The sequence below is a fragment of the Nonomuraea sp. NPDC052129 genome, assembly GCF_040680095.1.
In the GTDB taxonomy this organism is placed as follows: Bacteria; Actinomycetota; Actinomycetes; order Streptosporangiales; family Streptosporangiaceae; genus Nonomuraea.
On the sequence record NZ_JBFAVX010000061.1, the window covers coordinates 1 to 25,752 of the forward strand.

At 69.0% G+C, this 25,752-nt stretch carries 22 protein-coding genes; 14 read left to right on the forward strand and 8 right to left on the reverse strand.

Translation table 11 applies throughout. The features are described from left to right. The first annotated feature begins 491 nt into the window (after nucleotides 1-491). Nucleotides 492-800: a hypothetical protein gene (locus AB0L53_RS57885; RefSeq protein WP_364015230.1), complete on the forward strand. Its 309-nt coding sequence runs from the start codon at nucleotides 492-494 to the stop codon at nucleotides 798-800. Beyond that, nucleotides 797-1,120, forward strand: a complete 324-nt coding sequence (locus tag AB0L53_RS57890; RefSeq protein ID WP_364015233.1) for a type II toxin-antitoxin system PemK/MazF family toxin — start codon at nucleotides 797-799, stop codon at nucleotides 1,118-1,120. The genes AB0L53_RS57885 and AB0L53_RS57890 overlap by 4 nt, the downstream gene beginning before the upstream one ends. Nucleotides 1,121-1,325: 205 nt before the next feature. On the opposite strand, the gene betA is transcribed toward AB0L53_RS57890, so the two are convergent. From betA to AB0L53_RS57915, 5 genes are read right to left on the reverse strand one after another with little or no spacing between them, the layout of a single operon-like run. Continuing rightward, entirely contained in the window at nucleotides 1,326-2,954 is a 1,629-nt protein-coding gene (gene betA / locus AB0L53_RS57895; protein ID WP_364015235.1) for a choline dehydrogenase, read from the reverse strand. Further along, nucleotides 2,951-3,904 (reverse strand): ABC transporter substrate-binding protein, encoded by a 954-nt coding sequence (locus AB0L53_RS57900; protein ID WP_364015238.1) that lies wholly within the window; start codon nucleotides 3,902-3,904, stop codon nucleotides 2,951-2,953. Before AB0L53_RS57900 ends, betA begins: the two co-directional genes overlap by 4 nt. 56 nt (nucleotides 3,905-3,960) lie before the next feature. Beyond that, complete coding sequence (locus tag AB0L53_RS57905; RefSeq protein ID WP_364015241.1) at nucleotides 3,961-4,929, reverse strand: ABC transporter substrate-binding protein; 969 nt, start codon at nucleotides 4,927-4,929, stop codon at nucleotides 3,961-3,963. Next, nucleotides 4,926-6,929: an ABC transporter permease subunit gene (locus AB0L53_RS57910; RefSeq protein ID WP_364015244.1), complete on the reverse strand. Its 2,004-nt coding sequence runs from the start codon at nucleotides 6,927-6,929 to the stop codon at nucleotides 4,926-4,928. Before AB0L53_RS57910 ends, AB0L53_RS57905 begins: the two co-directional genes overlap by 4 nt. Further along, nucleotides 6,926-7,987 (reverse strand): glycine betaine/L-proline ABC transporter ATP-binding protein, encoded by a 1,062-nt coding sequence (locus tag AB0L53_RS57915; RefSeq protein ID WP_364015247.1) that lies wholly within the window; start codon nucleotides 7,985-7,987, stop codon nucleotides 6,926-6,928. The genes AB0L53_RS57910 and AB0L53_RS57915 overlap by 4 nt, the downstream gene beginning before the upstream one ends. Before the next feature lie 347 nt (nucleotides 7,988-8,334). Here AB0L53_RS57915 and AB0L53_RS57920 point away from each other — a divergent pair, with 347 nt between their 5' ends. From AB0L53_RS57920 to AB0L53_RS57935, 4 genes are all read left to right on the forward strand, one after another. Then, entirely contained in the window at nucleotides 8,335-10,815 is a 2,481-nt protein-coding gene (locus AB0L53_RS57920) for a nitrate- and nitrite sensing domain-containing protein (RefSeq protein ID WP_364015250.1), read from the forward strand. Nucleotides 10,816-10,817: 2 nt separating this feature from the next. Beyond that, nucleotides 10,818-11,240: a roadblock/LC7 domain-containing protein gene (locus AB0L53_RS57925; protein ID WP_225290600.1), complete on the forward strand. Its 423-nt coding sequence runs from the start codon at nucleotides 10,818-10,820 to the stop codon at nucleotides 11,238-11,240. A 67-nt stretch (nucleotides 11,241-11,307) separates the two neighbouring features. Next, nucleotides 11,308-11,622: a DUF742 domain-containing protein gene (locus AB0L53_RS57930; protein ID WP_358537562.1), complete on the forward strand. Its 315-nt coding sequence runs from the start codon at nucleotides 11,308-11,310 to the stop codon at nucleotides 11,620-11,622. After that, a complete protein-coding gene (locus AB0L53_RS57935; RefSeq protein WP_364015253.1) occupies nucleotides 11,603-12,181 on the forward strand; it encodes an ATP/GTP-binding protein in 579 nt (192 codons plus the stop codon). The genes AB0L53_RS57930 and AB0L53_RS57935 overlap by 20 nt, the downstream gene beginning before the upstream one ends. A 57-nt stretch (nucleotides 12,182-12,238) precedes the next feature. Here AB0L53_RS57935 and AB0L53_RS57940 read toward each other — a convergent pair whose 3' ends face one another. Next, nucleotides 12,239-13,231 (reverse strand): SIS domain-containing protein, encoded by a 993-nt coding sequence (locus tag AB0L53_RS57940; protein WP_364015256.1) that lies wholly within the window; start codon nucleotides 13,229-13,231, stop codon nucleotides 12,239-12,241. A gap of 40 nt (nucleotides 13,232-13,271) precedes the next feature. Continuing rightward, nucleotides 13,272-14,402 (reverse strand): hypothetical protein, encoded by a 1,131-nt coding sequence (locus AB0L53_RS57945; protein ID WP_364015259.1) that lies wholly within the window; start codon nucleotides 14,400-14,402, stop codon nucleotides 13,272-13,274. A gap of 169 nt (nucleotides 14,403-14,571) precedes the next feature. Between AB0L53_RS57945 and AB0L53_RS57950 the strand changes: the two genes are divergently transcribed. The 4 genes from AB0L53_RS57950 to AB0L53_RS57965 all read left to right on the forward strand — a co-directional run bounded on the left by AB0L53_RS57950 (nucleotide 14,572) and on the right by AB0L53_RS57965 (nucleotide 18,419). Next, nucleotides 14,572-15,690: a spermidine/putrescine ABC transporter substrate-binding protein gene (locus AB0L53_RS57950; protein WP_364015262.1), complete on the forward strand. Its 1,119-nt coding sequence runs from the start codon at nucleotides 14,572-14,574 to the stop codon at nucleotides 15,688-15,690. A gap of 69 nt (nucleotides 15,691-15,759) precedes the next feature. Next, complete coding sequence (locus tag AB0L53_RS57955; protein WP_358427401.1) at nucleotides 15,760-16,599, forward strand: ABC transporter permease; 840 nt, start codon at nucleotides 15,760-15,762, stop codon at nucleotides 16,597-16,599. Beyond that, nucleotides 16,592-17,371 (forward strand): ABC transporter permease, encoded by a 780-nt coding sequence (locus AB0L53_RS57960; RefSeq protein ID WP_358537529.1) that lies wholly within the window; start codon nucleotides 16,592-16,594, stop codon nucleotides 17,369-17,371. Before AB0L53_RS57955 ends, AB0L53_RS57960 begins: the two co-directional genes overlap by 8 nt. After that, nucleotides 17,358-18,419, forward strand: a complete 1,062-nt coding sequence (locus AB0L53_RS57965; RefSeq protein ID WP_364015266.1) for an ABC transporter ATP-binding protein — start codon at nucleotides 17,358-17,360, stop codon at nucleotides 18,417-18,419. The genes AB0L53_RS57960 and AB0L53_RS57965 overlap by 14 nt, the downstream gene beginning before the upstream one ends. 20 nt (nucleotides 18,420-18,439) lie before the next feature. Here AB0L53_RS57965 and AB0L53_RS57970 read toward each other — a convergent pair whose 3' ends face one another. After that, nucleotides 18,440-19,045: a helix-turn-helix domain-containing protein gene (locus tag AB0L53_RS57970; protein ID WP_358427410.1), complete on the reverse strand. Its 606-nt coding sequence runs from the start codon at nucleotides 19,043-19,045 to the stop codon at nucleotides 18,440-18,442. A 119-nt stretch (nucleotides 19,046-19,164) separates the two neighbouring features. Here AB0L53_RS57970 and AB0L53_RS57975 point away from each other — a divergent pair, with 119 nt between their 5' ends. The 4 genes from AB0L53_RS57975 to AB0L53_RS57990 all read left to right on the forward strand — a co-directional run bounded on the left by AB0L53_RS57975 (nucleotide 19,165) and on the right by AB0L53_RS57990 (nucleotide 25,730). After that, complete coding sequence (locus AB0L53_RS57975; protein ID WP_364015270.1) at nucleotides 19,165-20,448, forward strand: glycosyltransferase; 1,284 nt, start codon at nucleotides 19,165-19,167, stop codon at nucleotides 20,446-20,448. Then, nucleotides 20,441-21,838 (forward strand): aminobutyraldehyde dehydrogenase, encoded by a 1,398-nt coding sequence (locus tag AB0L53_RS57980; protein ID WP_364015273.1) that lies wholly within the window; start codon nucleotides 20,441-20,443, stop codon nucleotides 21,836-21,838. The genes AB0L53_RS57975 and AB0L53_RS57980 overlap by 8 nt, the downstream gene beginning before the upstream one ends. Before the next feature lie 173 nt (nucleotides 21,839-22,011). Further along, nucleotides 22,012-25,311 carry a nitrate- and nitrite sensing domain-containing protein gene (locus AB0L53_RS57985; protein WP_364015276.1) on the forward strand — a complete coding sequence of 1,100 codons (3,300 nt, stop codon included), beginning with the start codon at nucleotides 22,012-22,014 and terminating at the stop codon, nucleotides 25,309-25,311. A 5-nt stretch (nucleotides 25,312-25,316) separates the two neighbouring features. Next, nucleotides 25,317-25,730 carry a roadblock/LC7 domain-containing protein gene (locus AB0L53_RS57990; RefSeq protein WP_214641718.1) on the forward strand — a complete coding sequence of 138 codons (414 nt, stop codon included), beginning with the start codon at nucleotides 25,317-25,319 and terminating at the stop codon, nucleotides 25,728-25,730. The last annotated feature ends 22 nt before the right edge of the window (nucleotides 25,731-25,752 follow it).

The window sequence follows — 25,752 nt, forward strand, 5'->3', positions numbered from 1 at the left end:
GCAGGGCCAGGCTGCGTGCCGGGTCGCCCTTGCCGGAGTACTCGATGGTCACCTTCGTACGGTACACCGTACGGTTGCCGGAATTGAATCGTATGTCGTACGGTGCGGCGTACGGAATTCTAGTATGGCGGCGGTGCTCGCACAGGGCCTGCGCAAGGTTCACGGCAAGAAGACGGCCCTTGACGGTTTCGACCTGGAGGTGGCCAAGGGCACAGTCTTGAGCGCGAAGCGCCCACACGAGAGGCCCTGCTAGTGGAGCGGGTGACGGGAATCGAACCCGCGCTGCCAGCTTGGGAATTGCAGCGTTGCTCGGTGGTGAGGCTCGGTAGGCGGGCGCGGGCTTGCCACCATCTCGCTGACCTGACCTCTCATGCACGCGCGGCAAGTGGCGGATGTGATGCCCCTGCTGCGAGGACGTGCTGACATTCATACAGTTATGCAGCATTTTCCGCAGCACGCTTCGTGGCAGCTTCTGCTGTACACTTGGCTGCATGAGCGTTCGCAAGAGCGTCCCAATGGGACCCGAGGATGTCATCGTTCTGGAGCGCATGCACGCTCCCGTCAGCCCCGAGCGTCAGGCCCTGGCGCAGCTCACTGGCCAAGAGCTGGACGCCAGCGCCTCAGACGCAGAGATCCTCGCCGCATTGGTCCGCGCAGGACGGGATGCTGTCACTCACCAGGTGGCGACCACCGGGTATACAGCGTGGGCGGCCGAGATGGACGACGAGGACCGCGCTTACCGCACCGCCCGCCGTAGCTGGGACCGCGGCAACACGATGGATGGTGGAACGCGAGCGTGAACGCTGCCCCCAACATCACCCCCGTCCGCGGCCGGGTCTATCGAGCCGATCTCGGTTTCGGGCTCAAGCCATGGCTTGTGGTCTCCAACAATGCCCGCAACAACGCCATCGATGATTGTCTGGTGGCGCGGATCACCACCACTCGCCGCGATCTGCCATCCTGGGCCCCCTTGCGCGCTGGTGACCCGCTTACTGGCTACGTCAACTGCGACGACCTCGGCCCCCTGTACCGAGACCAGATCGTCGCCGATCTAGGGGCGCTGTCGATGCCCACAATGATGGACGTCGGCCGGGCGCTACAGCACGCCTTGGCTCTGTAACCCCTCTCGGTCACGGCCAGCCAGCGTCTGGCGGCTGGCGATCACCGCCGTCTTCTTCGTCCTGTCGGTCCGCCTCTATCAGCGCCTGGACCGGTAGCACGGTGACCACAAGGGCTCCCCGGGGTGACCGTCTCAATCTCTGTGCCGGTCCGTCGGGGTTGGGGTCCCTTTTGTCCTTCGGGGGAGAGGAAGAACAATACGGAAATCACGGAGTGTGGCGGTAGAACTCGACGGGTTCGGGTGGCAGGGGCGTGTTGCCGAGTACGAGGTCGGCCGCCTTCTCGGCCAGCATCATCACCGGCGCGTAGATGTTGCCGTTCGTGACGTAGGGCATGGCCGAGGCGTCCACCACCCGCAGCCCGTCCAGGCCGTGCACGCGCATGGTCGCGGGGTCCACGACGGCCAGCTCGCCGGTGCCCATCTTGCAGGTGCACGACGGGTGCAGGGCGGTCTCGCCGTCCCTGGCCACCCAGTCCAGGATCTCCTCGTCGGTCTGTACGGCGGGCCCCGGCGAGAGCTCGCCGGCGTCCAGACCGGCCCAGGCGGGCTGGGACAGGATGGCGCGGGCATGCCTGATGGCCTCCACCCACTCGCGCCGGTCCTGGTCCGTGGACAGGTAGTTGAAGCGCAGCGCGGGCTTCCGCCGGGGATCGGCCGACCTGATGCGCACCGAGCCGCGGGAGTCGGAGTACATCGGCCCGATGTGCACCTGGTAGCCGTGGCCGCCCGCGGGGGCCGAGCCGTCGTAGCGGATCGCGATCGGCAGGAAATGGAACATCAGGTTCGGGTAGCGGACCTGGTCGTTGGAGCGGATGAAGCCGCCGGCCTCGAAATGGTTGGTGGCCCCGGGGCCGCCGCGCAGGAAGAGCCAGTTCGCGCCGATGAAGGGCCGGCGCCACATGGCCAGCGACGGCTGCTGCGACACCGGCTCGGCGCAGGCGTGCTGGACGTACACCTCCAGGTGGTCCTGGAGGTTCTCGCCCACGCCCGGCAGGTCGTGGACCACGTCGATGCCCAGCGGTTCCAGCAGCGTCTTGGGGCCGACGCCTGACAGCTGCAGCAGCTGCGGGGAGTTGATGGCGCCGCCGCACAGGATGACCTCGCCCGCCGGGATGCGCCGGCCGTCGCAGATCACGCCGACCGCCCGGGTGCCCTCGAAGACCACCTTCTCCACTAAGGCCCGGGTCCTGACCGTGAGGTTGCGGCGATGCCGTACGGGATGCAGGTAGGCGCGGGCGGCGCTCAGCCGGCGGCCCCGAAAGACGTTGCGGTCGAAGGCGGCGAAGCCCTCCTGCCGGAAGCCGTTCACGTCGTCGGTGAGCGGGTGCCCGGCCTGCTGGACGGCCGCGAAGAACGCCTCGAAGAGCGGCCCCTTCGCGGGACCGCGCTCCAGCATCAGCGGCCCGTCGTCGCCGCGGAACTCCGAGCCGGGGTCGGCCAGGCAGTGCTCCATCCGCTTGAAGTACGGCAGGCAGTGCGCGTAGTCCCAGCTCTCCATGCCCGGATCGGCGGCCCAGCGCTCGTAGTCCAGCGGGTTGCCGCGCTGGAAGATCATGCCGTTGATGCTGCTGGAGCCGCCGAGCACCTTGCCGCGCGCGTGGTAGACGCGCCGGTCGTTCATGTACGGCTCGGGCTCCGACTCGTACTTCCAGTCGTAGAACCGGCTGCCGATGGGGAACATCAGCGCCGCCGGCATGTGGATGAACACGTCCCAGGAGTAGTCGGGCCGACCCGCCTCCAGCACCAGCACCGACACAGAGGGATCGGCGCTGAGCCGGTTGGCCAGGGCGCACCCCGCCGACCCGCCGCCCACGATGACGTAGTCGAACCTCAACGGGGGATCCAGTCCTTCCACACGATCTTGTTCTCGTCGACCCACTTCTTGGCCGCCTCGTCGGCGGACATCTTGCCGTTGATCATGTCACTGGCGACCGCGTTCTGGTTGTCGTTGCTCCAGGTGAAGTTGCGGACCAGCTCGTACGCCGGGCCGCCGGTCTCGGCGAACTTCTTGCTCACGATCTTGTCGAGCAGGTATGGCGGATAGTCGCAGGCGACCTTGGTGGCGGCGGCGTCGCAGCCTATGGAGTAGGCGGGCAGGTTGATCTTGACGAGTTTGACCTTGGTGAACAGCCACTGGGGTTCGTAGAAATACATCAGCACCGGCGTACGATTCTTGGTCGCCACCTGTGCCGCCTTGATCAGAGCGTCCTCGCTGCCGGAGTAGACGACCCGGTAATCGAGGCCGAGGTTCTTCACGAGCGCCTCGTCATTGGTGACGAACGACTGATCGCCGTCGAGCACCTGACCGAAATTTCCGGATTTAGCGGTCCGAAATAGGCTCGAATACTTGTTCAAGCTCCGCCAGTTCGTGATGTCTGGATATTTCTTGACCATCCACTCGGGGACGTACCATCCGATCACGCCTTTGTTTCCGGTGAGACCAGCGGAGAGCGCGACCTTCTTGTCCTCGATGTACTCCTTCTTGAGATCGCTGTGCCCCCAATTCTCGACGATCACGTCGACCTGGCCGGTCTCGAAGCCCTTCCAGGAGTCCTCCTCTTTCATCTTGCGCTTCTGGACCTTGTACCCAAGCTCGTGTTCGAGCAGGTAGGCCAGTACGGCGGCCTGGGCCTCGTAGCCCACCCAGCCGTGCACGTCGATGTGCACCGTGCCCTTCGCCGCGGCGGCGGGCGACGGCGCCCCGCTGGAACAGGCCGTCAGCAGCAGGGCCGCCACCAGCGGCCCGGCGATGGTCTTGGTACGCAGGTGAAGCATGTGAGGCATGAGAGGCTCCACGACCGCGGCCCGCCCGGGGCCGCGGTCAAGAGGGGTTAAGACGGTTACTTGGGGATCCACGCCTGCCACTTGGCGGTGTTGGCCTCGACCCACTTCTTGGCGGCCTGCTCGCCGGTCATGCCCGCGTTGGTCATGTCGTTGGCGACGGCGTTCTGGTCCTCGTTGGTCCAGCTGAAGTTCTTGACCAGGTCGTAGGCCTTGCCGCCGGTGTCGGCGAACTTCTTGCTTACGATCTTGTCGAGGTCCAGCTCCGCGTAGTCGCAGGCGACCTTCTTGGGGTCGCTGTCGCAGCCCTGGGTGTAGGCGGGCAGGTTGACGCGGACGAGATCGACCTTGTCGAACAGCCAATGCGGCGTCCAGAAGTAGAACAGCAGCGCCTTCTTCTGCTCCTGCGCCTGGGTCGCCGACTTGAGCAGGGCCGCCTCGCTGCCGCCGGTGACCACCTTGAAGTCCAGTTTGAGGTTCTTGACCAGGGCCTCGTCATTGGTGACGTAGCTGGGGTCGCCGTCGAGGAGCTGGCCCTTGCCGCCGGACTCCGACGTCTTGAACAGGCCGGCGTACTTGTTCAGGTTCTTCCAGTCGGTGATGTCCGGGTACTTGTCGGCCATCCACTTGGGCACGTACCAGCCGATGACGCCCTTGTTGCCGGTCGAACCGGCCGACATGGCGACCTTCTTCTCCTCGATGAACTTCTTCGCCAGGTCCGGGTGACCCCAGTTCTCGATGATGACGTCCACGTCGCCGGTCTCGAAGCCCTCCCAGGCGAGCTGCTCCTTGATCTCCGGGAGCTGGACGTCGTAGTGGAGCTCGTTCTTCAGCAGGTACGCCACCACGTTGGCGCTGGCCTCGTAGCCCACCCACGGGTTGATCGCTATCTTGACGGTTCCGGCGCTCGAGGCGCTGCCCTGGGCCTTGGGGGCGGCGGAGCTGGACGGTTCTTCGACCTTGGCGCCGCCGCATCCCGCAGCCGCGAGCCCGAGCGCGAGAAGGCCTGCGAGCAGGCGAATCTTCATGTGGTTTTCCTTCTTTGGGGGGAAGGGCGCCTGTCGGCACCCTGCGTGATGCGGTCGAGCATGACCCCGAGCAGGACCGTCGCGATGCCGGCGACGAACCCCATCCCGAAGTCGGTCCGCTGGGAGAAGCCCACGACCACGTCGTAGCCGAGGGCGCCGGCCCCGACCAGGCCGCCCACGACGACCATGGCCAGCGTCATCACGATGCCCTGGTTGGCGGCCAGCAGGATCGCCCGGCGGGCCATCGGCAGCTGCACCTTCCACAGGAGCTGGCCCGAGGTGGACCCGGCGGCCGTGGCCGCCTCCACCACGGTCGCGGGCACCGCCCTGATGCCGTCCTCGACCAGGCGGACGACCGGGGGCACCGCGTAGATGACCGAGGCGAAGATCGCGGTGAACCTGGTCGTCTCGAACAGGGCGAGCGCGGGCAGCAGGTAGACGAAGGCCGGCATGGTCTGCGCGGCGTCGAGTATCGGGCGCTGCACGGCCGAGTAGCGGGACGACCGCGCGGCGGCCACGCCCAGCATCAGGCCGATGACCAGGGTGACGAGCACCGCGACCGCGACGGTGGTGAGCGTCTGCATGGCGTGCTCCCAGATGCCGAGCAGCGCGATCGCCAGCAGGCAGCCCAGTGCCGTGAGCGCCGGTCGTACCCCGCTCACCCGCCAGGCCAGCAGCAGCGCGGCGGCGGCGATCAGCCACCACGGCGCCGAGGTGAGCAGGCCCTCCAGCGGGTTGAGCAGGAGGTCGGTGGTGACGTCCTTGACGAACGTCGTGACGCCGTACCAGCTGGTCTCGGCCCAGTGCACCGCGTCGTTGACCTGGACGACGAAGTTGACCGTCCAGTCCTCGGGCCACTCGGCGGGCAGCAGCGACGTCAGCGCCACCCCGGCGGCGGCCAGCACGGCGGCGGGAATCAGCCGGACCCGCGTGCTTATGGCCTCACTTCGTGAGGCGGCTCGGTCGCCCAATGCCGCCGTCTTCCCCCGTCGCTCTGGTCGCTGCGCTCCCGGCGCTCCTCCTCCAGACGGCGGCGCTCCCTCGCGGGCGAGCGCGACCAGCATGCGGTCCAGCACCACCGCCATGACGACGATCGCGATCCCGGCCGGGAGCATGATGCCGACCTGGGCGCGCGACAGGCCCCGGATGATGTCGCCGCCCAGGCCCGGCGCCGAGATGAGGTTCGCGATGACGACCATCGACAGCGCCATCATGATGGTCTGGTTGACCGCCAGCGCCATCGTCGACCTGGCCAGCGGCAGGTAGACCTTGAACAGGGTCTGACGCCCCGTGGCGCCCAGGGAGGACGACGCCTCGACGGCGGTGGGGGAGACCTGCTCGATGGCCAGTGCGGTGATGCGGATGGCCGGCGGGATCGAGTAGATCATCGTCGCGATCGCGCCGGCGGGCGCGCCGATGTGGAAGAACAGCACCAGCGGCGCCAGGTAGGCGAACGTCGGCATGATCTGCATGACGTCCAGGACCGGAGTGATCGCCTGGCGCACCCGTGGCGAGAGCCCCGCCCAGATGCCCAGCGGGATCCCGATCGCCAGCGACAGCAGCACCGAGGCCGCGACCAGGGCCAGCGTGTCGACGCTCGACTGCCAGAGCCCGAGCACGCCGAACGAGCCGACCCCGGCGACCGCCAGAAGCGCGATCCGCCAGCCGCCCGCGAGCCAGGCCAGCGCGCCCATCACGCCGATGAGTCCGGGCCAGCCGAGCGCGTACAGCCCAGTCTGGAAGGCCGTGTAGACCGAGCCGACGAAGATCCGGATGTAGTTCAGGAAGTACAGGAACAGCGGGTTGGAGTTGCGGTGGTCGTCGATCCACTCGCGCAGGTCGGTGAGCGCCAGGAACTGCGGCGCCGACTTGTCGTGCGGGAGCGTTCCCGTGCCGCGGAAGAGGAGGTAGGCGACGGCGAACAGCACCGCGATCCCCGCCGGCACCGCCCACCTGGGCACACGCAGCCTGGAGGGAGTCGTGACGGCCGTGGTGCTCATGCGCTCGCCTGTACGGCGCTCGCCGCGTCCTGCCCTGCGAGGAAGGTGAGCATGTCCACCCGGTCCACGACTCCGGCCAGCTCCTCACCGTCGACGACCCGGATGGGCCGGGAGGAGGACGACATGGCGCCGATCGCGTCCTTGATGACCGTGTGCGCGGGCAGGACCGGGCCGTCGAGGGGCTCGCCGGGCTCGGGCGGGCGGCAGATCCAGCGCAGTGTGAGCACGTGGCTCCTGGGGATGTCGCGGACGAAGTCGGCCACGTAGTCGTCGGCAGGCGCGCCCACCAGCTCCTCCGGCGTGCCGAGCTGCACGATCGACCCGGCCCGCATGATCGCGATGCGTTCGCCCAGCTTGAGCGCCTCGGACAGGTCGTGGGTGATGAACACCATCGTCTTGCCGACCTCGCGGTGCAGGCGAATCACCTCGGCCTGCATGTCGCGGCGGATCAGCGGGTCCAGCGCGCTGAACGGCTCGTCGAAGAGCATCACCCGGGGGTCGACGGCGAGCGCGCGGGCCAGGCCGACCCGCTGCTGCATGCCGCCGGAGAGCTGGTCGGGGTAGGCGTCGGCGTGCCCGTCAAGGCCGACGAGGGAGAGGATCTCCCCGGCCCGCGCGTGCCGGGCGGCTTTGGCGAGGCCCTGGACCTCCAGGCCGTAGGCGACGTTGTCGATCACCCGCCGGTGGGGGAGCAGGCCGAAGTGCTGGAACACCATGCTGACCCGGTGGCGGCGGATCTCGCGTAAGCGGGCGGGGGCGGCGCGGCCGATGTCCTCGCCGTCGATCCTGACCTCGCCCACGCTCGGCTCGATGAGTCTGGTGAGGCAGCGGACCAGGGTGGATTTACCGCTTCCGGAAAGGCCCATGACGACGAACACCTCGCCGGGCCGTACCTCGAAACTGACGTCTCTGACCGCGGCGGTGCAACCTGTCTTCTCTCTCAGTACGGCGGGTTCGAGATACCTGTCATCGCACGCCAGGACCCTTTCCGCCTTTGGGCCGAAGATCTTCCACAGCCCGTCGACTTCGATGGCCGCACTGTCGGGAGAAACCGCCACACTCGCCTCCTCGCTTTGACGGGCCTCAACCTATGTCTTGGATAACGCAAATCTCAACGCCGTGACCTTTAGGAGACATCTGTGCCTCTTCGGTGTTACAGCCATGGAACGGTACAAACGCCCACAAGCGGACACTTGTTCAGTTATTGGAATATTTCTCGGTCAATGGTTGGCATAAATGGGGCTCCAGGTTCTCGCCTCATGTGCCACACAACTCAACTTTTGTGGCCTTATGTTCGCTTGGCCGAGCTGGTAGGTATGTGTTCCAATTACCGGCACTTGCTGATTTTCCCCAGGGGCCTCAGGCGCCCTTCATATACGCCGATTCGGGCGAGAGGTTGCGTTCGGTGAGTACTCAGTTGGGTGAACGGCAGGCGGACGAGGCGAACTGGCGTCTGCGCAACTGGCGTGTCCGGGCGCGGCTGGTCGCCCTCATCGTCATCCCGACCGCCGCCGCCGTCCTGCTCGGCGGCTTCCAGGTGTTCGCCTCGATAGGCGCCGCCGGTGACTACACCCGTACCAACCGGCTGGCGCAGCTGTCCCAGCAGGTCGGCGCGCTCACCCACCTGGTCGCCGGCGAGCGCGCCAGGACCTCGTGGTTCATCGCCAGGGGCCGGCCCGTGACGGGGCTGGCCGCCGTGCGCAACCAGATGGACCAGGTGGACGAGTCCACCAAGGAGGTACGCGCCAGCGCCGAGCAGTTGGTGGGCGACGTCACCGGCCGTACCGCCGACCAGATCGAGAACATGCTGAGCCGCCTGAACGACCTGGCCGGCCTGCGCGAGCAGGCGCTCGAAGCCGAGCTGCTGCCCGGCGCCTGCGTCGAGCTCTACACCACGGTGATCAATGAGCTGCTGTCGGTGCACAACGAGCTGATCAAGGGCAGCCAGGACGACGAGCTGTTCCGGCAGACCCGCATGCTCGACTCGCTGGCCCAGGCCAAGGAGAGCGTCTCGCTCCAGCAGGCGCTGGTCACCACCGGCCTGGTCGAGGGGAGCCTCGACCAGGAACAGCTCAAACGCTTCCTCGGCGAGCTGTCGCGCGAGCGCAACGAGCGCAAGAGCTTCGGCGACGAGGCCACCGCCGAGGAGCGCCGCTTCTTCGACGAGACCGTCAACGGCAGGCCCGCCGACCGCATGCTGTTCCTGCGCGAGCTGGTGCTGATCCGGGCCACGGCCGGGCTGCCGCTGAGAGGGCTCGACCAGGCCAGCCGCGGAGACGACGCCAAGGAGTGGTACGACGCGGGCAACGTCGTCGTCGACTCCTTCCGCAAGGTCGAGCAGCGCCAGGCGGCCGGCATCCTGACCCGCAGCGAGGCGCTGGGCGCGGCCGAGCGCCAGCGCGCCCTCATCATCGCGGGCGCCGTGCTCGCGCTGCTCATCGCCGTCCTGCTGATCACCACAGGGGTGGCCAGATCGCTGGTCCGCCCGCTGCGCCGACTGCGCGGCGAGGCGCTGGAGATCGCCGGTCGGCGGCTGCCGGAGTTCGTCCAGCACCTGCGCGAGTCGCGCGACGGCGCGCTCAACGCCGAGGTGCCGCCGATCGGCATCTTCTCCAAGGACGAGGTGGGCGAGGTCGCGCGGGCCTTCGACGAGGTGCATCGCGAGGCCGTACGACTGGCCGGCGACGAGGCGCGCCTGCGCTCGAACGTCAACGCGATGTTCGTCAACCTGTCGCGGCGCAGCCAGACCCTCGTCGAGCGGCAGCTCACGCTGATCGAGCGGCTGGAGCGCGGCGAGCGCGACGACACCCGGCTCGGCGACCTGTTCCTGCTCGACCACCTGGCCACCCGCATGCGCCGCAACAGCGAGAACCTGCTGGTCCTGGCGGGCCAGGAGGCGGCGCGCAAGTGGAGCGAGGCCGTCGAGCTGATGGACGTCGTACGCGCGTCGCTCGGCGAGGTCGAGAGCTACGACCGGGTCAGCGTCCAGGTGCAGTCGGCGGCCGCCATCGCCGGCCAGGCGGTCAGTGACGTCGTGCATCTGCTCGCCGAGCTGGTCGAGAACGCGGTCTCGTTCTCCCCGCGCGACACCAAGGTCATCATCTCCAGCAGCCACATCGACGGTGGCGGGCTGATGGTCTCGGTCACCGACCACGGCATCGGCATGGGGCCGGAGGAGCTGGCCCAGGCCAACTGGCGGCTGGCCAACCCGCCGGTGGTCGACGTCTCGGTCTCCCGGCGGATGGGCCTGTTCGTGGTCGGCCGGCTCGCGCTGCGGCACAGCATCAGGGTGCAGCTGCGTCCCCAGGACACCGGCGGCCTGACCGCCATGGTGCTGATCCCCGAGATGCTGCTCACCGCGATCCCCGGGCCGGCGGCGCCTCCGGAGCCGCCGCCGTTCGTCCAGGTGCCGATGCAGGCCACACCGGCGATGCCCGGCCTCGGCCACCCGTCTTACGACCCCGCGTTCGACCAGCCGCTCGATTCGGCGTCGTGGTTCAGCTCACAGCACACGCATTCGGTGGAGGTGCCGATGCCCGACCTGGCCGCCCGACCGGCACAGGCTGACAACGAGCTTTACGACACCTTCGAGTCGAGCTGGTTCACCAAGGCGACACCGACGCCGGAGCAGCGCGACCCCGCCTGGAGCTCGCCGGCCGACACCGGATGGCAGGCGGCGGGAGCGATCGGCGAACCCGCGCAGAGCGGGACGACCACATCCGGACTGCCCAAGCGGACGCCGAAGGCCAACCTCGTGCCCGGCTCCGCCACGCCCGCGCCGACGCCCGTGCAGGCGCCGCCGGTCTCGCCCGACCGGTTGCGCAGCAGGCTCGCCAGCTACCAGCAGGGCGTGCGCAAGGGGCGCGAAGAATTAGAGGAGGAATGATGATGAAGAACCTGAGCCAGGCGGCCAGGGATCTGAACTGGCTGGTCAGCGGGTTCGTGGAGCAGGTGCCCGGCGTCGCGCACACGGTGGTGGTCTCCGCCGACGGGCTGCCGGTGGCCATCTCGCGGGGATTCCCCCAGGACCGCGCCGACCAGCTCGCGGCCATCGCGGCGGGGCTGATCAGCCTCACCCAGGGCGCCGCGCGCGTCTTCGAAGGCGGCGGAGTCACCCAGACCCTCATCGAGATGGACCGCGGGCTGCTCCTGGCCATGGCCATCAGTGACGGTTCGTGCCTGGCGGTGCTGGCCGCACCTGATTGCGACATGGGCCTGGTGGCCTACCAGATGACGATTCTGGTCGAGCGCGCGGGGCAAGTGCTCACGCCCGCCGTCCGCGCGGAACTCTCGGCCGCGCGTACCTGGTGATGGGAGCGGACTGTTGGCAGCGTGGGACGACCGCGGACCGGAGCCCGAGCGCAGCTCGTTGGTCCGGATGTACGCCGTCACGGGCGGCCGGACCGCCCCACGCGGTGGCCTGGCGATGGAGGCGCTGGTCTCCTCATCGACCTCGATGCGGCTCGGTATGGCCTACACCCGGGAGTACCGGGCGATCAGCGAGCTGTGCCGGCAGGTCCGCTCGGTGGCCGAGGTGTCGGCTATGCTGCGGATCCCGCTCGGAGTGGCGCGGGTGCTGATCGCCGACATGGAGTCGGAAGGGCTGGTACGCGTCTACCAGCCGCAGCTCGAGGCAGGAATCCCGGACACGGGCCTGCTCGAAAGGGTACTCAGTGGACTTCGCAGGCTCTAGCGGGCTCACCTCGACGAAGATCGTCGTCGCGGGTGGGTTCGGCGTGGGCAAGACCACCTTCGTCGGCGCGGTGTCGGAGATCATGCCGCTGACGACGGAGGCGGTGATGACGGACGCCTCGGCGGGCATCGACGATCTCGCGCACACGCCGGGCAAGACGACCACCACCGTGGCCATGGACTTCGGGCGTGTGTCGCTCGACCGTGATCTGATCCTCTACCTGTTCGGTACGCCGGGACAGCACCGGTTCTGGTTCATGTGGGACGACCTGGTGCGGGGGGCGATCGGGGCCGTGGTCCTGGTGGACTCCCGGCGGCTGGCCGACAGCTTCCCCGCGATCGACTACTTCGAGAACGCCGGGTTGCCCTTCATCGTCGGGCTCAACGGGTGGGACGGGCAGTTCCCGCACGTGGAGAGCGAGGTCAGGGAGGCACTGACGCTCTCCCCGCACATCCCGATCGTGCGCACCGACGCGCGGGCCCGCGAGCCGGTCAAGAACACGCTCATCGCGCTGGTCGAGCACGCGCTGAACGCCAGCGCCGCGTCCGGCGCCCGCTGACGGCTTGTCTTAGGACGCTCTTTCAGGACGCCGCCCACCCTCCCAGGACGCCGCCTTTCAGGACACGGCCGACCACCAGTTGGCGGCGACCAGCTCCGCCACCAGCGTCTCCGTGAGCAGCGCCACGTCCGCGTCGCCGTCGTGCGCGTAGCGGATGGCGGCCGTGGCGTCCTTGAGATCCCCGCCGAGCAGATCGCCGCCGATGAGGTCCCCGCCGACCGTGACGACCGTCGAGCCGCGCTGCCGCACCCAGTCCATGGCCTGGTCCTCGTAGCCGGAGCCGCGGAAGAGCAGCGCGCGGTAGTCGAGGGTCTTGGTGAGGTAGACGTCCACGTGGGCCCAGTCGCCCGTCTCGCAGGCGTCGGCCGGCCGGCGCGGACCCTCGCGGAACATCAGCGCCGACTGCTCCGCCGACGACAGGCGCTCCACGGGCGCGATGGTGTAGACGCCGTCCGGGCCGTCCAGCAGCTCCAGCGTCAGGGGCAGCCACTCCTCCCGGCGGTCGAGGAGGTCGGCCGACGCCTCGGCGCTGCGTCGTACGAGGTCGGCCAGGTCGCGCCCGTCGCCCGTGAGGTGGGCCTCCAGCGCGAGCAGGAGGGCGAGCGTGTGCTGGAACGTACGGCAGGACACCCCGCCCCGCTCCTCGCCCGCGTGCATGGGCACGACCAGGTCGGCCGCCTTGGCGAGGGCGGAGCCGGGATGGTTGGTGAGCGCCGCCACGAACGACGGGCCGCCCGCGTAGCGGGCCACCGCGTCGAGCGTCTCGCGGCTGGTACCCGTCGCCGAGATGGGCACCACGAGCGTCTCCGGCCCCGCCGGGTACGACGCGGCGGCCGAGGCGTAGTCGGCGTAGGCATCGATGCCCGCCGCGCGCAGGCGGAGCGCGGCCACTCCGGCGGCGTAGCGGGAGCTGCCCATGCCGAGGAACAGCACCCGCCGGACACCGGTGGGCAGCCCCTCGAACAGGCCGTCCGCCGCCAGCGCGTCCGCGAGGGTGGCGAGGGCCGCGGGCTTGGCCTCCAGATCGGCCAGGTAGAGCTCGGAATTCACGGGGTCTCCTCAGAAGTATCTGCCTGGCACGGCTCGGGGTTCACGGGGTCTTCTCGGGATAGCGGGCGCGCAGCACGCCCATCGGGGCGTAGCGCCAGCGGGGCAGGTGGCGGGCGGCGTAGACCAGCTCCCGGCATTCCTGCTCGATCTCGAACGGGCGCAGCAGCGACTCGTCCAGGAGGTCCGGCCGCCCGCACTCGGCCAAGCGGCTCCGGTAGGCGGCCAGCAGGCGCTCGCGGGCTTCGTCGGCCCAGCTGAGCGCCTGGTGCGGCGGCGTGCCACGGCGCTTGATCGCCACCTGGGCGACATGCTCCAGGCTCGTGGCGAGCTGGGCGAGGTCCCTGGCCGCCGGCTGGTACGGCGCGGCCTCCATGACGGTGGGGTTGCCGTCGAAGTCGATCACGGCGTAACCGTCGCGCCACCGCAGGATCTGGCCGACGTGCAGATCGCCGTGAATGCGGATCAGCGGCGTGCTGATCGGCCTGGTCAGCGGGGCCAGCTCGGCTCTGAGAGCAGCGCCCCGGCTCGCCAGCCACGCGCCGTCCTCGCCGTCCGTCAGGGCGAGGGCCTCGGCCAGCGCTTGCTCGGCCCTTTCCGCCAGACCGGAAATGGGTGTAACGGCTGGGGGAGTGGCGACGATGGAAGGGGGTGGGAAAGTGGAGAGCGCCAGGTGGAGGTCGGCGGCCAGGCGGCCGAGGGCTTCCGCGAAGGCGGTGCGGCCGGCAGCGGCCTCGTCGGCGCACCACTCCCAACCGTCCCTGGCCTCCGGCAGGTAGCCCGTGACCAGCGCGAGCAGCCTCTCGCCGGTCTCGTCCACCCGGGTCAGAGCGGCGTACGGCGGAGCCGTGTCCCGGAACCCGGCCCCGGCCAGGTGGGCGAGCAGATCGGGAGCGGGATGCGGCAGCGCCGCCGGCGGCGTCAGCCACTTGACGACCACCCGATCGGCCACGACCACGGAGTAGTTCGTCTGGTCGACATGTGCGCCGAAATCCCGTTCGACCGGCACCCCAGTGTCGAGATCCCCAACCTCGTACGAGAAGCTGGGCAGCGCGGAGAAGCGGCGGACCGCGAACGGCGGCGGCACGTCATCCCCTTCCCCCAGCGCCGTCACGAGCGCGGCCGAGACGCCGCGATCCCGTGATGTGAGGGGCTTCTCACCGAGAGAGAGCAACCGCCTCCAAATTGAATTCATGTTCAACAGGAATACCAAACATCCAGGTAACAGTGTCCGCAAAAGTCTTGCTCATGTTGATTTCTGCTGCAACACTCCTCGTCTGGTCTGCCGTGCCCGGTTGGTCGCGCGACCCCTCATCCACCGGAACCCTGAAGGAGTAGCGGCCGTGTTCCGTACCCGGTTCACCCGTCGTCTTCCGGCCGCCGTAGCGGTGGCCGGCCTCGCGCTCGCCGCCGCGGCGTGCGGCGGTGAGTCGACCAACGCAGGCGCGGCACCGGCGGCGACTGCCGACCAGCTCAACCCGAACGCCGACCTGTCGAAGCAGTCGGTCAACGTGACGGTCTGGGACGGGTACACGCCCAAGGAGCTGCCGCAGAAGGTCAAGGACAAGCTCAAGTTCCCGCTGAAGATCGCGATCCACGACACCAACGAGACCGCGATGACCAAGCTGACCACCGGTGGTGACAGCGGCATCGACGTGGCGTTCGTGTCGGGACAGTACGCCCAGGCGCTCAACGAGCAGGGCCTGCTGGAGCCGATCCACCCCGAGCTGATCCCGAACCTGTCGAACCTCTACCCCGAGGCGACCCAGCTGTCCTACGACAAGGGCAACAAGTACTCGGTGCCCTACACCTGGGGTACGACCGGCATCTGCTACCGCAGCGACCTGGTGAAGACGCCGCCGACGAGCTGGAAGGACCTCCTGCAGCCTCCGTCGTGGGCCGAGAAGAAGGTCACCATGATGACCACCGAGCGCTGGCTGGCCCTGCCCGCCCTCAAGGCGCTCGGCTACTCGGTCAACACCGACAAGGACGCCGAGATCGCCAAGGCCAAGGAGCTCCTCGTCGCGGCCAAGCCGCACCTGCTCGGCTACGACGACACGACCTTCGGCGACAAGCTCACCTCCGGCGAAGCGGTCATGGTCGAGGCGTGGGACGGCTGGTGCCCGACCACGAGCGAGAAGCAGAACATCAAGTTCGTGGTGCCGAAGGAGGGCAGCGACCTCTGGGTGGACACCATGGTGATCATGAAGTCCTCCAAGAACAAGGAGGCGGCGCACGCCCTGATCAACTACATCCTCGACCCTGAGATCCACAGCTGGGCCGCCGTCAACATCAACTACAAGGTGCCCAACAAGGCCGCCATGGACAAGGTGGAGATCGCCAAGGGCTCGCTGCTGGACATCAAGCCGGCCGAGCTGCTCAACGGTGAGTCGCTCATCGACCTGGGCCAGGCGGGGGTCAAGTACACACGTCTGGCGACCGAGATCAAGGCGCAGTCGTAGTCGCAGGATGAAGTCAGAACACCAGATGAAGTCAGAACCTGAATGAAGTCAGAAGCTGAAGCCCGGCCGGTGTCCCCTTCCAGAGGACGCCGGCTGGGCGCGTTCGTTTTCCTGTCACCCGGCCTGACGTACCTGGTCGTGCTCCTGCTGGTGCCGCTGGTGCTGGTGCTGAGCTACACGCTCTTCCAGCGCGGCCGGTTCGGCGGTGTCGTCTACGAGGTCACCGGCGAGAACTTCAGCCGCCTGATCGACCCGCTCTACCTCAGCGTGCTGGGCACCTCCCTGAAGATCGCGGGGCTCACGACGCTGCTCGCGCTGCTGCTCGGCTACCCGACGGCCTACTTGATCGCGCAGCTGCCACGCAAGTGGAAGACGATCGCGCTGGTCGCCGTCGTGCTGCCGTTCTGGACGAACTTCATCATCCGCGTCTACGCCTGGATCATCCTGCTCAACGGTCCCGGCCTGCTGAACTCGGGGCTGAAGGCGCTCGGCCTGGGGCCGTACGAACTGCTCTACAACCAGGGCGCCATCATCCTCGGGCTGCTCTACTCCTACCTGCCGCTGATGGTGCTGCCGCTCTACGCGGCGATCGAGCGGCTCGACCCGCAGTTGCGCGAGGCGTCGGCGAACCTGGGCGCGTCGGCGTTCAGCACGTTCCGCAAGGTGACGCTGCCGCTGACGGTGCCGGGCGTGCTGACCGGGTGCCTGTTCGTGTTCGTGCCCAGCTTCGGCAACTTCGTCATCCCCGAGATGCTCGGCGGCGGCAAGTCGGTCATGGTGGGCAACCTGATCCGCACCGAGTTCCTGTCGGCGCGCGACTGGCCCTTCGGCTCCGCGCTGACGCTGGCCCTCGTGGCGGTCCTGGTGGTGCTGCTGATCGCGCAGTCGTGGGTGGCCCGTCGTGCGTAGGTCGAAGTGGCTGCACGTCCCGTTCTGGGCGACCTACGTCTTCCTGTACGCGCCGATCGTCGTGCTCGTCGTGATGTCGTTCAACTCCGGCCGGTCGGCCTACACCTATGAGGGCTTCAGCCTCAAGTGGTACGGCGAGCTGGCCCAGGACGAGCGAATCAGGGACGGCGTGGTCAACACGCTCATCGTGGCCGCGGGCTCGACCGTCGTCGCGACCGTGCTCGGCACGCTGCTGGCCGTCGGCCTGGCCAGGTACACCCGGTCGAAGACGCTCGACGCGCTCGCCCTGATGCCCGCCGTGCTTCCGGACCTGGTGCTGGCCATCGGGCTGCTGGTCTTCTACGGGATGATCCAGCTCACGCTGGGGCTCTACTCGGTGATCCTCGCGCACGGCGTCTTCTCGATGGCGTTCGTCGCCGCGGTGGTGCGTACCAGGCTGTCGAACACCGACACCTCGCTGGAGGAGGCGTCGCGCGACCTCGGGGCGGGCCCGGTCGTCACGTTCATGAAGGTGACGCTGCCGCAGCTCACGCCCGGCATCATCGCGGGCGCGCTGCTGGCCTTCACGCTGTCGCTGGACGAGTTCGTCATCGCCTTCTTCACGATCGGCAACAACGAGCAGACGCTGCCGATCGTCATCTATTCGATGATCCGTTTCGGGGTGACCCCGAAGATCAACGCGCTGGCCGCGATCCTGCTCCTGGTGAGCTTCACCGCGGTGATCGTGGGCCAGCGGATGACCAAGATCGGGGAATCACGTGCTGAAGATTGACGGGATCACCCGGCGGTTCGGTGACGTCACCGCGCTCGACGGGGTCTCCTTGGAGATCCGCCAGGGTGAGTTCTTCGCCCTGCTGGGCCCCTCCGGCTGCGGCAAGACCACGCTGCTGCGCATCCTGGCCGGGTTCGAGACGCCCGACGGCGGAACGGTGACGCTGGACGGCGAGGACCTGCTCGGCAAGCAGCCGAACCGGCGGCCGATCAGCCTGATGTTCCAGTCGTACGCGCTGTTCCCGCACATGACCGTGGCCAAGAACGTGGCCTACGGCCTGGAGCGCGAGAAGCTGCCGCGCCAGGAGATCAAGCAGCGCGTCGGCGAGGTGCTGGAGACCGTCGGCCTGTCGGACCTCGGCGGCCGCAAGCCCGCCCAGCTGTCCGGCGGCCAGCGCCAGCGCGTCGCGCTCGCCCGCTCCATCGTCAAGCGCCCGCGCCTGCTCCTGCTCGACGAGCCGCTCTCCGCGCTGGACAAGAAGGTCCGCGCCGACATGCAGCTGGAGCTCAAGCGGCTGCAGCACGAGGTCGGCATCACCTTCGTGGTCGTCACCCACGACCAGGAGGAGGCCATGTCGCTGGCCGACCGCATCGCGGTCTTCGAGCGCGGCGGCGTGCGCCAGGTGGACCAGCCCGTCGAGCTCTACGAGCGGCCCCGCACCCCCTTCGTCGCCGACTTCGTCGGCGCCAACAACCTGTTCGAGGGTACGGCCGGCGGCGCCGAGGCCCTGCGGACCGAGGACTTCGGCCTGCTGCCCGGCACCCCGCTGGAGGAGCTGGAGATCGGCGCCAAGGCGCTCCTGGGCGTCCGCCCCGAGAAGATCGAGCTGCGCGAGGAGACGGCCGCGCACGGCCTCAAGGGGACCGTGCTCGACGTCAGCTTCTACGGCGGCGTCTCCCACGTCTCGGTCGACCTGCCCGGCCGCGTCAAGCCGGTCCTGGTGGCCGTGCAGGGCGCCAGCGCCGTGGAGCAGGGCGCCAAGGTCAAGCTGCACTGGCGGCACGACGACGCCGTCATCATCCCGGCGGACCAGGGAACGGCTCAATGAGCGGCGGGCCAGGGAACGGCTCAGTGAGCGAGGCCGTGGCCCGTCGCCGTGCGCGCGTAGGAAAGGATCAGCTCGGCCGCCTCCTGCGGGCCTATCACCGGGTGCCGGGCGGTGATCCGGTAGCCGTAGGCGTCCTCCAGGGCCACCAGGTTGCGCGAGATCGTCAGCGAGTCGGAGCTCAGCGTGAAGACGCCCAGCGCGGCCCCCGTGTCCAGGATCGACTGGTACATCGACACCTGCCGGTCATAGAGGGACGTGAGCAGCACCCCGTAGACCCGGCTGCGCCCCGCCGCCCCGCCCAGCTCGTTGAGCAGCCGGACGTCGGGGTCGAGCGGACCGGTCGGCAGCCCCGACCTGATCGTCATGACCAGCTTCTCCGCCGGGTCGGTGAGCGCCGAGAGCTGCCGCATCCGCTGCTCGTAGAACCGCTCCATCCCGGCGTGCTGCGCCTCGACCAGCAGCTCGCTGAGGTCGGGATAGTGATACAGCACGGCGCCCGAGGTAAGCCCCGCCTCCTCGGCCACATGCGAGAGCTGGACGCGGTCGATGCCGTGACGGATGATGGCCCGCCGGGCCGCCTCGATCAGGTCGATGCGCCGGTCGCTGCGGCTCTTTCGCTGGGTCACACTCACCGCCTTGTTCGTCTGCCGTTCAGGAAGCCGTGACCATAGTGCCTTGAAGTTGACCGGCCCGCTAGATGAGTATTTGAATTCCCCTTCAAATTGATGCCACCTCGGAGCGCGTGATGTCCCTCACCATCCTGTTCATGCCGGAAAGCGCCTACGGGCCCACGAACAACAGCATCGGCATCGGCGACATTCTCCGTCGCCGCGGTCACCGCGTCGTCTTCGCCGCCGAGGCCTCGTGGAAGGGCAAGCTCGAAGCTCTCGGCTTCGAGGAGGACCTCGTCGACCTGGCGCCGCCCGCCGAGGGGGAGGAGGAGCAGGACGCGGGGCAGTTCTGGAAGGACTTCATCCGCGAGAGCGCCCCGGAATACCGCAAGAGCACGCTGGAGCAGCTCGAAACGGTGACCAAGCCCATCTGGGACTCCCTCATCGACGGCGCCAAGTACTGCGAGCCGCAGCTCAAGGCGATCATCGAGCGGGTCCAGCCGGACGTCATCGTCGAGGACAACGTCATCACCTTCCCCGCGCTGCTCACGACCGGCAAGAAGTTCGTCCGCATCGTGTCCTGCAACCCGCTGGAGGTGCGCGGCGACGACGTCGCGCCGGTGTTCTCGGGTCTGCCCGCCGACCACCGCACGGAATGGGACGCCTTCCGCGCCGAGTACGACCGTACGCACCGCGAGATCTGGAACGCCTTCAACGAGTGGTGCGTCGAGCAGGGCACCGAGCCGCTGCCCGACCTCGACTTCATCCACGAGGGCGACCTGAACCTCTACGTGTTCCCGGAGATCCTCGACTACACCGACGCCCGCCCGCTCGGCCCCACCTGGCACCGCCTCGACTCCTCGGTGCGCGAGACCGACGAGGACTTCCAGCTGCCCTTCCAGCGCACCGGTGGCGCGCTGGTCTACTTCTCGCTCGGCTCACTCGGCTCCTCCGACGTGGAGCTGATGCAGCGGGTGATCGACGTGCTGGCCACCACCCCGCACCAGTTCATCGTCTCCAAGGGCCCGCTGCACGAGGAGATCAAGCTGGCCGACAACATGTGGGGCGCCGAGTTCCTGCCGCAGACGAAGATCATCCCGCTCTGCGACCTGGTCATCACGCACGGCGGCAACAACACCACCACCGAGGCGCTGCACTTCGGCAAGCCGATGATCCTGCTGCCGCTGTTCTGGGACCAGTACGACAACGCCCAGCGCGTGGACGAGCTCGGCTACGGCGTTCGGCTGTCGACCTACGCCTTCACCGACGAGGAGCTGACGGGCGCCCTCGACCGCCTGCTCGGCGACGAGCAGCTGCGCGCCCGGCTGGCCGCCGAGGGTGAGCGGATCCGCGGCCTCGACGGGCTGCGCAAGGCCGCGGACCTCATCGAGGAGCTGGGGCAGCCGTCCGATGCGTGAGCTGATCAACCCCGCGACGGGGCTCGTCTTCGACAAGATCCCCGACACCCCTGTCGAGGACGTGACGCGGGCCGTGGGGACGGCGCGCGCCGCCTTCGAGGAGTGGTCGCAGGCCACCCCGGCCGAGCGGGCCCGGGTGCTGCTGCGGCTGGCCGACCTGGTCGAGGCCGACGCCGAGGAGCTGACCCGGCTGGAGGTCGAGGAGACGGGCAAGCCCGCGGCCGTCTTCAGGGACGGGGAGCTGCCGTTCGCGGCCGACAACCTGCGCTTCTTCGCCGGGGCCGCGCGCTCGCTCGAAGGGTCGGGCGCCGGGGTGTTCAGCCGCGGCTACACCTCGGTCATGCTGCGCCGCCCGGTCGGCGTGGTGGGCTCGATCGCGCCGTGGAACTTCCCGTTCGTGATGGCCGTGTGGAAGCTCGGCCCGGCCGTCGCCGCGGGCAACGCGGTGGTCATCAAGCCCGCCCCGCAGACGCCCCGCACCACGCTGCGCCTGGCCGAGCTGTTCGCCCAGGCGGGCGCGCCGGCCGGCCTGGTGCGAGTGGTCACCGGCGACGCCGAGGTGGGGGAGGCGCTGGTCACCGATCCGGGTGTGGACATGGTCAGCGTCACCGGCTCGACGGAGACCGGCCGAGCTGTCATGAGCGGCGCCGCCAAGACGCTCAAGCGGGTGCACCTGGAGCTCGGCGGCAAGGCGCCCGCGCTGGTCTTCGAGGACGCCGACCTGGAGGAGACGGCCCGCGGCGTGGCCATGGGCGCCACGTACAACACCGGCCAGGACTGCACCGCCGCCACCCGCGTCTACGTGGCCCGGCCGATCTACGACGACGCGGTGGAGGCCATCAGGCAGACGCTCGCCGGCATCACCGTGGGCGACCCGTGGGACCCCGCCACCGACGTCGGCCCGCTGATCTCGGCGGCCCACCGCGACCGGGTACACGGCTTCGTCTCCGGCTCCGGCGGGCGCGTCGTGCACGGTGGCGCGCCGGTCGACGGACCCGGCTTCTACTACCTTCCGACACTTGTTAACGAAGTGTCACAGAACAGCGATATCGTCCAGGGAGAGCTATTCGGTCCCGTCCTCGTGGTCCTGCCGTTCGACGCCGAGGACGAGGCGGTCACACTGGCCAACGACACGCGTTACGGTCTGGCCTCGTCCGTGTGGTCACGAGACGTTGCCAGGGCGATGCGGGTCTCGCACCGCCTCGATGTGGGTGTGACCTGGATCAACGACCACCTGCCGATAGCCAGCGAGGCCCCGCACGGCGGGGTCAAGGGCAGTGGTTTCGGCAAGGACATGAGCCAGGAGGCGGTGCAGGAGTATTCGGTGACCCGTCACCTGATGGTCAAGCACGCGGCGCCGGTGGAGCGAGACTCCTTTCGGCCCGCCTGAAAACGCGCGCGGCGAAATGCGACCTTGTGGGCACGTTTGGTCGTATTTGATGGGATATGTACGGTTGGCCGTCTGGTACGGGTTGTGTTCCAATTACCCAGCCCGCAGAAATCCCATGCGCCCCAAGCGTGTCAGATTTTCGAGCACGTAACGGCGAGAGGTTGCGAGAGTCAGTGAGGACGGATAACCCCAGGCACACCAGGTCCGGGGAGTACACAGGCGGACGGTTCCGGCTGGCGAACTGGCGCGTGCGCTCCAGGCTGGTGGCGCTGATCCTCATCCCCACGATCGTGGGTGTGCTTCTCGCCGGCGTCCAGCTCGCGAACGCCATCGGCACCAGCGCCGAGTACCGCCGGCTGACCCAGGTCGCCGAGCTGGTCCAGCGCGCCTCCGCGCTGTCGCACGAGCTCGCCAAGGAACGCACGCTCACCGCGTGGTACATGGCCGACCGCCGGCGTCCCATCCGCCTGAGCCAGCTCAAGACCCAGCGCGAGGCGTCCGACGCGGCCAAGCAGCGCGTGCTCGCCGCCACCACGTCCATCGACGCCACCCACACCACCCGCGTCCAGCAGGAGGTCGTGGAGATCCGCCGGTGGCTGACCGGACTCGACGGCCTGCGCAGGTCGATCGCGGGTGAGGCGAGCGTGCCGCCCCGAGCCGCCATCCGCACCTATTCCTCCCTGATCGAGGTCCTCGAGCGCCTCCAGAACGACCTGGGCGACGGCATCAGCGACGACGCCCTCCAGGGCGACGTGGCCGCGCTGGCCGCCCTCGACCAGACCAGAGAACAGGTGCTGCGCCAGCAGGGCATCCTCGTCGTGGCGCTGATCGAGCGGCGGCTGGACTATGACGACCTGTCCGACTTCCTCGGCTCCTGGAACAGTCAGCAGCTGCAGCTGACCGCCTTCGAGCAGGAAGCCACCCCTGCGGACCTCCAGGCGTACAAGAAGGGCGTGCGCGGCCCGCAGATCGACCGCGCGGACGCGATGCGCCAGCGGGCCCTGGCCCAGCTGCGCGAGTTCAAGACCATCAGGGACCTGGACATCACGACTCGCCGTGACCTCCAGCTCTGGTACGAGAGCACCTCGCTGTCCGCCAACGCCATGCGCAAGGTCGAGGACGGCCTGACCACCAGGATCGTGGCCACCACCCGGGACCTGAGCGACACCGAGCAGCGCAACGCCATCATCTCCGGCGCGACCATCCTGGTCCTGCTGCTGCTCGTTCTGGTGATCACCACCCGGGTGGCCGGTTCGCTGGTCCGCCCGCTGCGCCGGCTGCGCGCCGAGGCGCTCCAGGTGGCCACCACCCGGCTGCCCGAGACCGTCCGCCTGCTGCGCGAGTCCGGGGACAGCGCCGAGGTGCCCGACGTACCCTCCGTCGGCGTCAACACCCGCGACGAGATCGGGGAAGTGGCCCGGGCCTTCGACGAGGTCCACCGCGAGGCGATCAGGCTGGCCGGCGACGAGGCCAAGCTGCGCGCCAACGTCAACTCGATGTTCGTCAACCTCTCCCGGCGCAGCCAGACGCTCGTCGAGAGGCAGCTGCAGCTCATCGAGGGCCTGGAGCAGGGTGAGGAGGACGAGAACCGGCTGGCGAACCTGTTCCGGCTGGACCACCTCGCCACCCGCATGCGCCGCAACAGCGAGAACCTCCTGGTCCTCGCCGGCCAGGAGGCCGCCCGCAAGTGGAGCGAGCCGGTGCCGCTGGTCGACATCGCCCGCGCCTCGCTGTCCGAGGTCGAGAACTACGAACGGGTCCAGATCCAGATCCCGTCCGGCATCGAGGTCGCCGGCCCGGCCGTCACCGACGCCGTGCACCTGCTCGCCGAGCTGATCGAGAACGCCATCTCCTTCTCCCCGCGCGAGAGCAAGGTCCAGGTCACCAGCTCGCCCATCGAGGGCGGCGTCCAGGTGACGATCACCGACCTGGGCATCGGCATGTCGGCCGACGAGCTGGCCGAGGCCAACTGGCGGCTGGCCAACCCGCCGGTGGTGGACGTGGCCGTCTCGCGCCGCATGGGCCTGTTCGTGGTCGGCCGCCTGGCGCTGCGCCACGGCATCAGGGTCCAGCTAGGGATGCGGGACGCGGGCGGCCTGGCCGCGCTCGTCATGCTGCCCGACATGCTCCTGGGCGGCGGCGCCGGCTCGGTGCCCCAGCAGCGCGGCCAGTACGAAGCCTTCACCAACTTCGACCCGAGCCAGCTGGAGCCGTCCTCGACGAACGGCTCGGGCGTCTACGCCGCGCCGCAGGGCACGGTCGACACCCCCGACATCCGCGACGACGCGCCGGTCGACACGCAGTGGCCGGGCACGCTGCCCGTGCCGGGCGGTGGCGGCAACTGGCCGCCGTTCGGCGAGGAGCAGCCGCCGAGGCAGCAGCCCGACGAGCAGCGCTGGCCGCCGTTCGCCGAGGAGCCGCCCGCGGTCGCCGCCCCGGGCGAGCAGCGCTGGCCGTCCTTCGCCGAGGAGGCGCCGCGGCAGGACGAGCAGCGCTGGCCCTCCTTCGCCACCGAGCCGCCGCCTCCGGCACAGGACGAGCAGCGCTGGCCGTCCTTCGCCACGGAGCCGCCTCCGCCCTCGTCCTCGGAGGAGCAGCGCTGGCCGTCCTTCGGCTCGGCCGAGGAGCTGCCGCCCAGGTCGCCGTTCGTCGAGCTGCCCAAGCCGTTCGACGCCGAGCCGCGGCCGGCGTACGGGTTCGAGGAGCAGCGCTGGCCGTCGTTCGCCGACTCGCCGATCCCGCCCGTCGAGCCCTTCACGCACAACGGCCGCGGCGCGTTCAACCCGTTCGGTCCCGGCGAGTACTCCTCCAAGGACCTGACCGGCCCGCTCCCGGCGGTGCGCAACAACTCGCCGCTGGAGCAGAGCGACGACTTCCTGCCGATCTTCTCCTCGGTCGGCTCCGACTGGTTCCGCAGGCCGGAGCCGGAGCCCGATCCGATCAAGCCGGAGCCGGAGCAGTACTCCGAGATCTCCGCGCAGGAGGAGACGCAGATCGGGGGCATACCGGCCGTGCCGCCGATCGGCCAGCTGCCGCAGCAGCCCGCCGGGCAGCCCTACGCCCAGCCTTACGCTCAGCTCCCCGTGCCTCCCGCGGCCGCGCCCGCCGCGCCCCCGCCGGTCGCCGCGTCCGCCGCCTCCGCCGGGACGTCGGACAAGCCGTCGCTGCCGCAACGCGTGCCGGGCCAGTCCGGCGCGGGCTCGACGTGGTCCTCGCCCGCCGACACCGGCTGGCAGGCCGCGCAGGCCGCCGCCGAGCCGGCCATGGGCGGCACGACGGCCTCTGGCCTGCCGCGGCGCGTGCCGAAGGCCAACCTGGTTCCCGGTACGGCCAGCCTGGCCGAGCCGCAGGCGACGTCACCGGCGCCACAGATCTCTCCCGATCGATTGCGGAGCCGGCTGTCCAGCTTCCAGCAGGGGGTACGGCAAGGCCGCGCGTTCACCCGCGGAGAAGACAATGAGGAGGAGCAATGAGAGAACTGAGCCAGGGAGCGCGTGGCATCAGCTGGCTGATCACCGATTTCGTCAATAATGTGCCTGGAGTCGCGCACACCGTGGTGGTGTCGTCCGACGGCTTGCCGCTGGCTTTCTCCGAGGGTTTTCCCAAGGACCGGGCCGACCAGCTGGCCGCGGTCGCCTCGGGTGTGATCAGCCTGACGCAGGGCGCGGCTCGTGTGTTCGAAGGCGGTATGGTCACCCAGACCGTCATCGAGATGCAGCGCGGACTCCTGATGATCATGTCCATCAGCGATGGCTCCTGCCTCGCTGTGCTCGCCGCGCCCGATTGTGACATGGGCCTGGTCGCGTACCAGATGACGCTGCTCGTGGAGCGGGCGGGCCAGGTGCTCACCCCGGCCGTGCGCGCCGAGCTGCAGGCGTCCCGCCCGCGTTAGTGGGACGGTGACAGGAGAAGAT

Coding starts and splice junctions, on each gene's coding strand:
- AB0L53_RS57980 (WP_364015273.1), top strand. CDS start 20,441: ATGCGTGAGCTGATCAACCCCGCGACGGGGCTCGTCTTCGACAAGATC.
- AB0L53_RS57975 (WP_364015270.1), top strand. CDS start 19,165: ATGTCCCTCACCATCCTGTTCATGCCGGAAAGCGCCTACGGGCCCACG.
- AB0L53_RS57910 (WP_364015244.1), bottom strand. CDS start 6,929: ATGAGCACCACGGCCGTCACGACTCCCTCCAGGCTGCGTGTGCCCAGG.
- AB0L53_RS57900 (WP_364015238.1), bottom strand. CDS start 3,904: ATGCCTCACATGCTTCACCTGCGTACCAAGACCATCGCCGGGCCGCTG.
- AB0L53_RS57925 (WP_225290600.1), top strand. CDS start 10,818: ATGAAGAACCTGAGCCAGGCGGCCAGGGATCTGAACTGGCTGGTCAGC.
- AB0L53_RS57905 (WP_364015241.1), bottom strand. CDS start 4,929: ATGAAGATTCGCCTGCTCGCAGGCCTTCTCGCGCTCGGGCTCGCGGCT.
- AB0L53_RS57885 (WP_364015230.1), top strand. CDS start 492: ATGAGCGTTCGCAAGAGCGTCCCAATGGGACCCGAGGATGTCATCGTT.
- AB0L53_RS57930 (WP_358537562.1), top strand. CDS start 11,308: ATGTACGCCGTCACGGGCGGCCGGACCGCCCCACGCGGTGGCCTGGCG.